Consider the following 12,919-nt stretch of genomic DNA (forward strand, 5'->3'; position numbering starts at 1 on the left):
TCAATCCCTTCTTTCAAAAATACTGTTTACAGCTTCAATCCATATTTGTTTATAATCTATATCCACATGTAACATCATAAAATTCCCTACATTATCAAGCACTAATGCTAACATATGAGCTTTTGAAATTAGATTTTTATTTTCGATTAATTGAAGTTCATTTGCTTTTGTAAGGAGTGATTCAAATCCATATAAATATTCTTTTTGCACAGTTAGTAATCTATCTTTATACATATCGTTTCTTGAAGAGAGTAATACATATTCTTGCAACACACGATTAAAATAAGGATCACCCTCCTGTTCATCAATTATTGTGAATCCAATTTCAACACATTTCTCAATAAAATTTTCTTTCGTAAACTCTTCTGTATGGAAGAAGGAAGAAAACTGCATAGCTTTACATAATTCAGTAAAGATACTTTCAATTAAAGCATCTTTAGACTTGAAGTAGTAATATATAGATGGTTTTGCGATACCAACCTCTTCAGCAATCATCGAATAAGTTGTTTTAGCAATACCATATTCAGCGAATAAGCGGTAACTCACCTCGATAATGGAAGAGAATGTTTCTTCACTTTTACTCATAATAAATCCTCCTAATAAAACATGAGATTATATAAAGCGTATCATTCATTAAAAACACTTTCAACCTACCGTTAGGTAAAAAATAACCTATTTTTTTACACATTACTTTAAAGGGAAAATATATTTCTACAGTATTTTTCTCGTTTTACACATAAATATTGAGAAAATTTCACTTACCCAAAATGTAAAGGTAATAGAATTGCTCGTATAGAATTACTCGTAGATTCACTTTATTTCGTTACTTGTGGACAGTAGTAGCCTTATAGGAATGGGGTAAAGGTTTCAATTTATTAGGGGGAGTGGTTTTATGTTAAACAAAAAAATGGTGGCAATGGCAATGACTGTACCATTAGTAATGGGGACGATTTCTACAGTTTCCGCATTGGAAAAGAAGCAAGTAAAGGTAGAAGCTTATTCACCACAGAAAAAAGCAGTTGAATATTTAAAAGGGAATGCCAATCAGTATGGATTAAAGCCCGACCTTTCAGACTTGCAATATATTTCTACAACAGAAACGTCAGTAGCTTCATATGTTAAGTTCCAACAAGTAGTAAATGGTGCGCCTGTATTTTCAAAACAAATTACGGTTACTCTTAACGGAGAGGGAAAAGGAGTACTTGCTGTTTCTGATTATCAACCTGTTACAGGTGTGAAGGAAGTAACGACAAAAATTAGTGAAAAAGATGCAATACAAAAATCAATGGCGTATGTTGGAGAAGCGAGTGAGCAAAACTTATGGGCTCCTACAGAAAAAGAATTCGGATATATTGTAGAAGAAGGTGTCGCTCTTCCAGTATATAAAGTGGTAGTCCATTCTAATAATCCATTCGGTGCATGGGAAACATTCATTGATGCGGAAAATGGAAAGTTAATTAAAAAGGTTGATATAAACCGAAAAGCAGAAGGAACAGGAAAAGTATTTTTACCTAATCCTGTCGTATCTAGTGGTAGTAAAACAGGATTAAAAGATAGTAACGATGCAGATTCAACAGCACTAACGAATCAACTGAAAACTGTTACGTTAAAAGGTTTAGATGGTACAGGATTTTTAATTGGTGAGTATGTTACGATTTCTTCAAAAGCGAAGACGAAATCTACAAACTTACAATTTAATTATACACGTGCAAATGATAGCTTTGAAGATGTTATGTCGTATTATCATATCGATACATTGCAGCGCTATATTCAAGGACTAGGCTTTAAAAATATTAATAATCGTTCGATTAAAGTAAATGTTAATGGTACAACGGATGATAACTCATTCTATTCTCCATCAACGAAAGCTTTAACTTTCGGTACTGGCGGAGTCGATGATGCAGAAGATGCTGGTATTATCGCGCATGAATACGGCCATTCGATTCAAGACAATCAAGTGCCTGGATTCGGTAGCTCACCAGAAGGTGGAGCAATGGGAGAAGGATTTGGTGACTTCTTAGGTGCTACTTATGAAGATGCAGTGTCGACTACAGGGTACGGAAAAGCATGTGTTGGAGAATGGGATGCGACAGCTTATTCTAGTTCGGATCCAACATGCTTACGCCGATTAGATACGAATAAAGTGTATCCGAAAGATATTACGAATGAAGTACATGATGATGGGGAAATTTGGGCTCAAGGACAATACGAAATGGCACAAGCTTTTGGCCGTGATGTAGCAACAAAAATTATTTTACAATCACATTGGTCATTAACGCCAAATGCTAAATTCCGTGATGGAGCAAAAGCAATTAAGCAAGCGGATGCTCTTCTATATGGCGGACAACATGCTGCTGATATCGATCGTATTTGGGCAGCAAGAGGAATTAGTACGAATTAATATAAAAAGTCGTGGCGTTTATAAGCCACGACTTTTTAATCTACATAAGAACTGGTACTAGTAAATAAAGTAATATCAATGATAATGTGAATACATCCGCATCCTCATTTACTTTTTAGATTCTTTAAAAACAAAATGCTCTTTAAATTTTCTAGACTCAACTTTTTGACCGTTTCGCATCGAGCGGAAAGGGTGTTCTTGCCACGTAATAATCACGTCAAACACATCTGCTTTTGTAGCAACAGGGAAATTAGCATGTTCAAATCCAGTTTTTCCGCTTGCTAACCGACTTTCCTTTAGGGAAAAGAGTTCATATTTCGTTTTTGTATTTGGCTCGTTGTGGAAGACTTCAACTTGTACGTTATACACTTCGCTTTTTCCGAGATTTTTTACAGAGAAATGATATGTTTGAAATACACCTTTTTTAGGTTGCAACAATTTTTTACTCGTTTTTTTCACTTCATCAATATTCACTTGCCATTGATTTGAATTTTGAGAAACCGGTAAAGATTTTGGGGTATAAGCATACGCTTCATTAACTACAACTATGCATAATAATAAGAGAAAAAAACTAATCGCTTTTTTCATATGTACACCTCCGCTACAAATTTGCTATTAATATGCGTGGGAAATACAGAAAATATGTAATAAAATGGAAAATGCATAGAGCATGAAAAAGACTAGTGTAAATCTAAAGGGGAAAATAATAATAGAACATGAGAAATACGCATATATAACGGTAGATGAAGAATCTTAAATAAAAAGGCTTGCGTTTTATAAAATAAAGAGATAGAATACTCTGTAAATATAAAAAGTGATGATCAGGAAAAGTACATGATGCAAAGGTCTACAGAGAGCAATCGGTTGCTGGGAAGATTGCGATACCGCATGATGGAAAGACACCTGTGAGTGTTGCTTTGAACGTGATTATTAGTAAAAGCAAACGGTACCTACCGTTATCAGGGCTAAGATGGTCATTGTGACAATTTGGGTGGTACCGCGGAAAAAATCCGTCCCTATTTCTAGGGGCGGATTTTTGTATTTTTTGAAAGGAGGTGAGTGAACGTGGATGACGATGATGACAACAATAACGTAAATAAAATGAAAACTATTGGAGGGAAATATAATGGATCAAATAATGACGCGTTCACTCGCTCAAGCGTGTACGGAGCATGTTGGAAAAGTGGTACTCTTACAAGGGTGGGTAAAAAAGATTCGTCATCTAGGTAATGTGAGTTTTTTATTATTACGGGACCGAACGGGAGTTATTCAATGTGTATTAGAAAACGAGTTAGCTGGATACAAAGTTGATGTAGAAAGTGTCGTTCAAATAGTTGGTGAAATTGTAGAGACTTCGAAAACAGAATTAGGGGTTGAAGTACTTGCTCATGAAGTGAAAGTATTAAATGGTGCAGAACAACTTCCATTTGAATTAAATAAAAAGAAATTACAAGTTGGTTTAGATCAACTATTGAATGAACGAGTATTATCGTTAAGACATGAGCGAACCGCGGCGATATTTAAAGTGAAAGCTACACTCGCTCAAAGTTTTAGTGACTATTTAACAGAGAACGATTTCATACGTATATTTACGCCGAAAATTGTTTCGCAAGGGGCAGAAGGAGGAGCGAATGTTTTTAAGCTTCCATATTTCCAAAAAGAAGCTTATTTAGCTCAATCACCACAGTTTTATAAACAAATGATGGTAGCGGGAGGATTGGAACGTGTTTTTGAAATTGCACCTGTTTACAGAGCGGAACATCACAACTCTTCCCGTCATTTGAATGAATATATATCGTTAGACGTAGAGCTTGGATTTATCGATGATTTTCATGAAGTGATGCAATTAGAAACGGATGTTTTACGATATATGTTTCAGCAAGTAGGAGAAACATGTGAGAAAGAACTACAACAATTACAAATAGAAGTACCTGTCATTACTGAAATACCGAAAATTACATTATCAGAAGCACAAGAGATTTTGAAAAGTAAGTATCGAAAAGAATCACCGATTGGAGATTTAGATACAGAAGGTGAAAAGTTACTAGGGAAATATGTGAAAGAAACATATAATAGTGAATTTGTTTTTATTACACATTATCCGAAAGAAGCGAGACCGATGTATACGATGCCGAATAAAGAGAATCCAACTATTACTGATTCTTTTGACTTATTGTATAAAGGATTAGAGATTACGTCAGGTGCACAGCGTATTCATAATTATGATCTATTACTCGCATCTTTTAAAGAAAAAGGATTACACCTAGAGAAATTTCAATCTTATTTAAATACATTCCGATACGGTTGTCCACCGCATGGCGGTTTCGGCATTGGGCTAGAAAGGGTTGTATATAAACTTTTAGAATTAACGAACGTACGAGAGGCGAGTGCTTTTCCGAGAGATTGTACACGTCTTACACCATAAAAAAGAACCTTCGCGATTATCGCGAAGGTTCTTTTTTAATGTTCTTTTATTTTTACATTGAAAGTTTATAAAAAACCTTTTCGACAAAAAAATTAATATATACCTTGACAGTTATAAATATAACCGATATACTTCATATTAATTTCAAAAGAAAATATATTCTAAATATTAAAATGTGTTGAATAGGAGTAGTAAGGTCATGTATTTGTGCAGAGAGCTATGGGTTGGTGCGACATAGTCAAATGACATCCTGAACTCGCCTAGGAGCAGTAAGGTGGAACGGAATCACATTCTTAGTAAATCTTAACGGTTAACCTTCGATATTAGGTTTGTAATCAAACGATTACTACTAAGGTGGATTCATAATGGAATCAATAAGGGTGGTACCGCGTTAAGTAAATGGCTTAGCGTCTCTTTATATAAAGAGATGCTGAGCCATTTTTTATTTTATAGAAAAAGAAATGGAGGGTTTATTCGGATAGGTATGTAAAATTTAATTATTTATATAAAAAGATTTAATTAGGAGGAAAATAAGATGAAACAGACAGAGCAATGGACTTCGAAATTAGGATTTATAATGGCTGCAGCAGGATCAGCAATTGGATTAGGCGCAATATGGAAGTTTCCTTATATCGCTGGGAAGAGCGGGGGAGGAGCATTCTTTTTAATTTTTATATTATTTACTGTGTTAATTGGACTACCACTATTAATAGCTGAATTTATGATTGGACGCAGTACACAGAAACAAGCAGTTGGCGCATTTAAAAGTATTGCACCAAATACAGGGTGGCACTGGATTGGACGCCTTGGCGTTGGAACGTGTTTTATATTACTTTCGTTTTATAGTGTTGTAGGTGGATGGGTATTGATTTATTTATTTAGAGGAGTAACTGGACAACTTATTACTCCGGGACAAAATTACGGTGCATTATTTACTGAAACAATTGGAAATCCCGCTTGGGCTATTACTGGACATTTCGCTTTTATGTTCATTACGATATGGGTTGTATCAAAAGGTGTACAAAACGGAATTGAAAAAGCAAGTAAATATATGTTACCAGCATTGTTCGTTTTATTTGTCGCCCTTATTATTCGTTCATTAACATTGGATAATGCAATGCAAGGTGTGAAGTTTTTCTTACAACCAGATTTCTCAAAGATTACTTCAGAAAGTATTTTGTTCGCAATGGGCCAATCGTTCTTTGCAATTAGTATCGGAATATCAATTATGGTTACGTATAGTTCCTATTTAAATAAAAAAGAAAGTTTACCAAAATCAGCAATAACAATTGTTGGATTGAATTTATTCGTTTCTTTATTTGCAGGTCTTGCAATTTTTCCAGCAGTATTTTCATTAGGAATGGAGCCGACGGAAGGGCCTGGATTGCTATTTATCGTATTACCATCTGTATTTAGTCAAATTCCATTTGGCGGATTGTTCTTAACGGTATTTCTTGCGCTATTTACATTTGCCACATTAACATCGGCATTTTCTCTACTAGAGACGGTTGTTTCAGCATTAGCAAATGGTGAACAAGAAAGAAGAACGAAACTATCATGGATCATTGGTTTCTGTATTTTCTTAGTAGGTATACCATCTGCGTTATCATTTGGAGTATGGAGTGATATTACGATTTTTGGAAAGAATATTTTTGATGCGGTAGACTTTTTATCTAGTAATATATTAATGCCACTAGGAGCGCTATTTATTAGTATTTTCGTATCATTCAAAATGGAAAAGAAGGTGCTAGAAGCAGAATTTTTTGTAGGTGGAAATTACGGAAAGAAAGTATTTACTTGTTGGGCATTTTTACTTCGGTTTGTAGCACCAATTGCCATAATCATCGTCTTTTTAAATGTAATAGGAATTATTTAACATAAAATGTTATAATATTCAGTAAAAAAGAAGGTGATGATTATAAAGGCGAATTTGATAGAAGCAGGGAAATACATGGACATTAGAGGGAAGAAGTTATATGTTGAAGCACATGGAAACCCTAAAAGTAAGCCTGTATTATACTTGCACGGCGGTCCGGGAGAGAGCTGTTATGATTTTTCATTTCATCAAGCGGAACGTTTAAAAGATTCTTTATATGTAATTATGATAGATCAAAGAGGTGTTTGTCGCTCAGAAGAAATTCTTGAGGACGAAGCTTTTGGATTAAATGATTTGATTGAAGATTGTGAAGAACTAAAAAAAGTATTGCAAATTGAGAAGTGGTCTGTAATTGGACATTCTTTCGGTGGATATGTAGCATTGTTATATGCATCGATATATCCAAGTTCAATAGAGAAAATAATATTTGAAGGACCAACTTTCGATTTTGCATTAACAAGTAGAGCTTTGTTACAAAAGACAGGGGATTTATTAAAAAAGTATGGAAAAGAAGAAGTAGCAGAAGAGTCCATCGCTTATTCATCTAGCAATGCTAGTTCCGAAGAGTTGCTTGAAGCTTATATAAGATTAAGCGATGAATTAGAAGAAAAAAGAATGGAGATTTACAATAATAAGGAAGATAGGACAGATGAGAGTTTATACAGTGATCAAGAGTGGGAAGTATTTTCAAAACGCTCCAAGATTCATTTTGATAGATTAAAATTAGAAGGCGCATGTCATACATCATTATTATCCAAAATAAAAGATGTACAAAATCCAATGTTATTACTTGTAGGAAAACATGATGTAGTAACGTGTGAAAAACAAATTGAAATATTTAATAAAGATGCTCGAAACGGCAAGTATATTGCATTTGAAGAGAGCGGTCATTCACCTCATTATGAGGAAGCGGATAGATTCGCAGAAACAGTCATGTATTTTTTGAAATGAAGAAAAGGGTGCTTCTATAAATGAGAAGCACCCTTTCTAAATTTCTGGATATGTGATTGTTATGTTAGGCCATTTACTTTGCCAATTCTTTTTAATAACTCTGTTTTTGTACATATGTATACGTCCTTTTGATTCGAGAAAATGAGCTGTTGGTCTCACTTGTAATGAAAGAACATCTCCAATACCGCACGGAGCTGTTAATATAACATTGTTTTTTTCGTCTAATGTAACCCCTAAAGCCGTTGCTGTTTCAGGGAATTTAGAAATAGCATCAACAGAAGAAGAATATGGTGGCATGTTGTTCACCACATGCATACGAGCTTGATTTTTAACCGACCAAGGTATAGAAGCATCCATATTTGTTAGTGTTTTCTCTACGGATTGTTCATATGTCTCGTCTTTATGTAATGGATCAAAATAGATGACATCAACGTCCGGTGTAGCAGTTCTTACTTCGTAGTTATGCAAAGTATCCCAAAGTTTAGAACGAACAAAACCGGCGCAAATCCACCAATCAGGTAGCTCTAGTGATTTTGCTATGTGTAATATGTTCATCATCCATTTGTCATTTTCTATTAAGCGAATTACATCTTGCTCTGTTTGTATCTTCATTGATAAATTCACCTTCCTAGTAAATTAGTGCATCAGTTCAATAATCCACAAAATCCAGTAAGCACCTGGTACGAACAACAGTTGTGCGAGTAAAGTACCGAGAAGTCTAGATATCATTAACCAACCATACATTTTACTCATAGATTCAGCACCATTTTCTGATTGTAAAGCACGCTCTGTTAATAGAGCAATGCGTGGATCGAGCAATACTGTTAATAAAATAGTAGCAAAACCATTCACAAGGCCAGAAGCTGTACTTGCATTTGTTGCGTAATCTGGATTTAGAAAAGAAGCATAAAGGGCAGAAAGAACACCTGCTGTATAAATTGCAGTAGCAAACATGTTAATAAGCATAATACGCTTTGGGATACCACCGATACGCAATCTATGAATCATTTCAAATCTTGGAAAGCGCACATATTTTTTTGTGTACTTTAATTTTTGAATGTTATTTGTTTTCATCATTCGAATGAAAGAACCATCTGTTTCAAAGTTTTGAATGACATATCCAAATAGTTTTGTCAAAGTTGGATAAAGAATAATCGCAAGTAATGTACCTATGGAAGCAGATAATAGTACAAGTCGTATAGTATGCTCTAAATTAATAGAAGCATCTCGTTTTGCTTCATCGACAATCCCGCCAATTAAAAAGGCTTGTAGTAAATTTGAAGTTCTTGAAATAAGTAATACCATTCCTACGACAGATAAGGCAACGACAATCTTTTTTAAACGAACACCAGCTAAGCGAATACTATAAGAACTAGTTTCGACTGCGTGGATGACAATTGTGAAAGCCATTATAAAAATTAACGTAATTGACATTTGTTTCACCAGTTTCTATTGAATTAATTGTAACTTTCTTACTTTATCATATCTATCCGTCTAATGTAACCGAAACTATGTAACATAGAAAAAGTGATTTTTTTGAAAAAATAAATAATGGTAGTATAGTAGAGATAGAGTAGTAAAAAAACTTTAGTATTACATGTAAAGTAGGATGAGTGGGGGATTAAATATGTATAGAACATTTTTATTTGATTTAGATGGAACAGTAACGGATCCTAAAAAGGGGATTGTAAATTCAGTTTTGTACGCGTTAGAAAAGGTTGGAATTGAAGAATTACATGTAAGTGAGTTAGATTCATTTATTGGTCCTCCTATTCAGCAATCATTCGTAGAGAGATATAATATGAATGAAGGAGAAGTTGAACGAGCTGTTTTTTATTTCAGGGAATATTTAAAGCAACGTGGGTTGTTGGAGAATAGTGTATACGAGGGTATTCTAAATCTCCTAAAACAATTAAAAGATAACGGAAATCGTTTATTTATAGCTACTTCAAAGCCTACTATTTTTGCTAGACAAGTAATAGAGCATTTTCAACTAACGAATTATTTTGAAGATATCATTGGAAGTAATTTAAATGGAACAAGAATAAAAAAAGAAGAAATAATTGCTCATATTTTACAACAGAATGAAGGACTTAATAAAGAGGAAGTTGTTATGATTGGAGATAGAAAGCACGATATAATAGGTGCAAATCATAATGGAATTGCTTCAATTGGTGTTTTATATGGCTATGGTAGTAAAAATGAGTTGATTGAAGTTAGTGCGACTCATATAGCGAAGGATATAGAAGAACTACACCATTTTTGTATAGAAAATAGTTTAATAAAAAAATAAAAATAGAGACTAACAATCCCTTTATAACGTATGACGATGAAATCGTTTCTGTTTAAAGGGATTTTTCATATGTAATCGAATATGTATAATTAGACATTTTAGTATGAAAAATTTGTATGAATTAGAGGAGGGATGTCAGAAATGAAAGATTAGTAGAAGTTTATCAATAAAAGATTGAATTTTCAGTTTAAAGGAGGGGTATAATTGGAGCTAGTTATTATATTGTTAGCACTTAGCTTACTTATGTTTGTAGCCTATAGAGGGTTTTCTGTTATTTTATTTGCACCAATTTTTGCATTATTTGCGGTATTTTTGACAGAACCTAGTTTTGTATTACCTTTCTTTTCTAATATTTTTATGGAGAAAATGGTAGGGTTTATTAAACTATATTTCCCGGTGTTTTTACTTGGAGCAGTTTTTGGGAAAGTAGTAGAAATGTCAGGAATTGCTGATTCTATTGCAAAGACGATTGTAGAGTTGGTTGGAGAAAAACGTACAATTTTAGCGATTGTTTTAATGGGTGCTATTTTAACATATAGTGGTGTTAGTGTATATGTAGTGGTATTTGCTATATTTCCGTTTGCAGCTAAGCTTTTTCGACAAGCTAATATTCCAAAGCGCTTAATACCTGGAACAATTGTCCTTGGAGCAGTAACATTTACAATGGATGCGCTCCCTGGATCACCACAAATTCAAAATGTAATACCTACAACATTTTTTAAAACGGATATTTATGCTGCACCGATACTTGGTATTGTAGGGGCAATTTTTGTTCTCACGTTAGGTTTATTATATTTAGAGAGTAGGCGTAAGAAGGCAAAAGCAGCAGGTGAAGGGTATTTTGGTTTTAACGATGGGAATACTGAAATGGCAGCATCTTTGGAATTAGAGCAGAAAGAAATACCGCTGTTAAATAGTTTAGAAATTACGAGGGTACAACAACTTATTGCTTTTATACCACTTATTTTAGTAGGTGTAATGAATAAAGTGTTTACTATTATGATACCAAAGTGGTATCCGAACGGTTTTGACTTTTCAGCAATTGGTATGAAAGCATTTGGAAAAGTAGAATTGAGTGCGGTAGTTGGAATATGGTCTGTAGAATTGGCACTTATAATAGGAATTTTAACAACTCTTTTATTATACTGGAAACGGGTAGTAACAGGATTTCAAGCTGGATTGAATACAAGTATAGGTGGAGCACTACTTGCAACAATGAACACTGGAGCAGAATTTGGTTTCGGTGGTGTCATTGCAGCACTTCCAGGTTTTGCAATTATGAGAGATGGCATTTCTGCAACGTTCACAAATCCTTTAGTGAATGGAGCGGTAACGACGAATATTTTAGCCGGTATTACAGGTTCTGCATCAGGAGGAATGGGGATTGTTTTAAGTGCGATGGGGGATAAATTTATTGCAGCAGCCAATCAATTTGATATCCCATTAGAAGTTATGCACCGTATCGTATCAATGGCATCAGGAGGAATGGATACATTACCACATAACGGGGCTATTATTACTATTCTTACAGTAACAGGTTTAACACATAAACAGTCATATAAAGATATATTTGCTATTACAGTTTTGAAAACGCTTGCTGTGTTTTTAGTTATCGCATTCTATACTATTACAGGAATTTATTAAAAATAGATACTATATGAATTGTAAAGGTTTATTTAGTTGATATTTTATAAACTAAACATTAATAAGGGTAAGAAGGGGTGGAGTATTTGCAAGAAGTTGCTGAGTTTCGTATGCCGAAGTCTGTACTATATGGAAGAAATTCGATTGAAAAACTGGGGGAACAATCAAAGAAGTTTGGGAAAAGAGCTTTTATAGTTACTGATACAATTATGGAGAAATTAGGGTATGTTGAAAGGTGCATAAAACAGCTAAATAAGAAAGGGATTACTGTTATTACATATAATAAAGTGAATGCTGAGCCTACAAATTTACACGTATTAGAAGCGTTAACGATTTGTAAAGAAGGAAAGTGTGATTTTATTATCGGTATTGGTGGTGGAAGTTGTATTGATGCTGCGAAAGCAGTAGCGGTGTTATATACTAATGGTGGAGCAATTGAATATTACGTCCAAAAAGATGTTGAAATAGAAAATGATCCACTACCACTCATTGCAATTCCAACAACTTCAGGTACTGGGTCAGAAGTAACAAGTGTAGCAGTAATTACGAATAAAAAAACAGATGTAAAAATGATGATGAAGCATCCGAGTTTTACCCCGCAAGTAGCGATTATTGACCCGATATTAACAAGTTCGGTACCACCTCATATTACGGCAGCGACAGGTATAGATGCATTATGCCATGCAATTGAAGCATATATTTCTAAATTTTCTCAACCACTTACAGATGTACTTGCTCTTTCGGCTATTGAAAGTATTATGAAATATTTACGTATTGCATATGAAGATGGAGGTAATATGGAAGCAAGGGAAGCAATGATGATCGCTTCATTACAAGCTGGAATTGCATTCTCAAATGCATCAGTTACGTTAGTTCATGGTATGTCAAGGCCAGTAGGTGCACTATTTCATGTACCGCATGGTATATCGAACGCCATACTATTACCTACAGTTTTAGAGTTCACAAAAACAAGTGCAGTGAAAAGATTAGCCGAGATTGGACGCAATTTAAACAAAGATCTCTACTCATATTCTGAGGAAGAAGTAGCGAATTACATGCTTGCTGAAATAAAGAAACTTTGTTTCGATCTTCGTATTCCAAATTTAAAAGAATATGGAATTGATGAAATTGAGTTTGAAAATGCTATTTCAAAAATGGCCTCGGATGCAATTGAAAGTGGTAGCCCAGGAAATAATCCGCGAGTCCCTTCTTATAATGAAATTAAACAGTTGTATCGACAATGTTTTAATTATCAATATGAAGATTCTATAAAAAAATTAGGGGATTAATTTCAGAATATTAACATAAAATTTCCTTGGAAATAGTTAA

At 34.1% G+C, this 12,919-nt stretch carries 11 protein-coding genes and 2 other annotated features; of the genes, 7 read left to right on the plus strand and 4 right to left on the minus strand.

Annotated elements, in window-relative coordinates; all coding sequences use genetic code 11:
- Nucleotides 1-585 (minus strand): TetR/AcrR family transcriptional regulator, encoded by a 585-nt coding sequence (locus JDS95_RS08905; RefSeq protein ID WP_000045216.1) that lies wholly within the window; start codon nt 583-585, stop codon nt 1-3.
- A gap of 307 nt (nt 586-892) precedes the next feature.
- Here JDS95_RS08905 and JDS95_RS08910 point away from each other — a divergent pair, with 307 nt between their 5' ends.
- Nucleotides 893-2,401, plus strand: a complete 1,509-nt coding sequence (locus tag JDS95_RS08910; protein ID WP_000932725.1) for a M36 family metallopeptidase — start codon at nt 893-895, stop codon at nt 2,399-2,401.
- Between the two features lie 108 nt (nt 2,402-2,509).
- Here the strand turns inward: JDS95_RS08910 and JDS95_RS08915 are convergent, their stop codons facing one another.
- Nucleotides 2,510-2,989 carry a hypothetical protein gene (locus JDS95_RS08915; protein ID WP_144467171.1) on the minus strand — a complete coding sequence of 160 codons (480 nt, stop codon included), beginning with the start codon at nt 2,987-2,989 and terminating at the stop codon, nt 2,510-2,512.
- Nucleotides 2,990-3,209: 220 nt separating this feature from the next.
- Nucleotides 3,210-3,422, plus strand: a binding site (T-box leader).
- A 105-nt stretch (nt 3,423-3,527) separates the two neighbouring features.
- On the opposite strand from JDS95_RS08915, the gene aspS reads away from it, so the two are divergent.
- The 3 genes from aspS to JDS95_RS08930 all read left to right on the plus strand — a co-directional run bounded on the left by aspS (nt 3,528) and on the right by JDS95_RS08930 (nt 7,653).
- Complete coding sequence (gene aspS, locus JDS95_RS08920) at nt 3,528-4,826, plus strand: aspartate--tRNA(Asn) ligase (protein ID WP_000372100.1); 1,299 nt, start codon at nt 3,528-3,530, stop codon at nt 4,824-4,826.
- 169 nt (nt 4,827-4,995) lie between these two features.
- Nucleotides 4,996-5,244: a binding site (T-box leader), on the plus strand.
- 117 nt (nt 5,245-5,361) lie between these two features.
- Nucleotides 5,362-6,702 (plus strand): sodium-dependent transporter, encoded by a 1,341-nt coding sequence (locus JDS95_RS08925; RefSeq protein WP_000814551.1) that lies wholly within the window; start codon nt 5,362-5,364, stop codon nt 6,700-6,702.
- 36 nt (nt 6,703-6,738) lie between these two features.
- Nucleotides 6,739-7,653 carry an alpha/beta fold hydrolase gene (locus JDS95_RS08930; protein ID WP_085449867.1) on the plus strand — a complete coding sequence of 305 codons (915 nt, stop codon included), beginning with the start codon at nt 6,739-6,741 and terminating at the stop codon, nt 7,651-7,653.
- 36 nt (nt 7,654-7,689) lie between these two features.
- Here JDS95_RS08930 and JDS95_RS08935 read toward each other — a convergent pair whose 3' ends face one another.
- Nucleotides 7,690-8,265, minus strand: coding sequence for a nucleotidyltransferase family protein (locus tag JDS95_RS08935; protein WP_000701722.1), 576 nt, complete (start codon nt 8,263-8,265; stop codon nt 7,690-7,692).
- Between the two features lie 24 nt (nt 8,266-8,289).
- Nucleotides 8,290-9,087 (minus strand): lipid II flippase family protein, encoded by a 798-nt coding sequence (locus JDS95_RS08940; protein WP_000028917.1) that lies wholly within the window; start codon nt 9,085-9,087, stop codon nt 8,290-8,292.
- Nucleotides 9,088-9,280: 193 nt separating this feature from the next.
- On the opposite strand from JDS95_RS08940, the gene JDS95_RS08945 reads away from it, so the two are divergent.
- The 3 genes from JDS95_RS08945 to JDS95_RS08955 all read left to right on the plus strand — a co-directional run bounded on the left by JDS95_RS08945 (nt 9,281) and on the right by JDS95_RS08955 (nt 12,879).
- Nucleotides 9,281-9,946 (plus strand): HAD family hydrolase, encoded by a 666-nt coding sequence (locus tag JDS95_RS08945; protein WP_000286288.1) that lies wholly within the window; start codon nt 9,281-9,283, stop codon nt 9,944-9,946.
- A 204-nt stretch (nt 9,947-10,150) separates the two neighbouring features.
- Complete coding sequence (locus JDS95_RS08950; RefSeq protein ID WP_000424324.1) at nt 10,151-11,590, plus strand: GntP family permease; 1,440 nt, start codon at nt 10,151-10,153, stop codon at nt 11,588-11,590.
- Nucleotides 11,591-11,676: 86 nt separating this feature from the next.
- A complete protein-coding gene (locus JDS95_RS08955; protein WP_001158486.1) occupies nt 11,677-12,879 on the plus strand; it encodes an iron-containing alcohol dehydrogenase in 1,203 nt (400 codons plus the stop codon).
- Nucleotides 12,880-12,919 lie beyond the last annotated feature (40 nt).

It is taken from the genome of Bacillus cereus group sp. N24 (assembly GCF_016483345.1).
Lineage (GTDB): Bacteria > Bacillota > Bacilli > Bacillales > Bacillaceae_G > Bacillus_A > Bacillus_A toyonensis.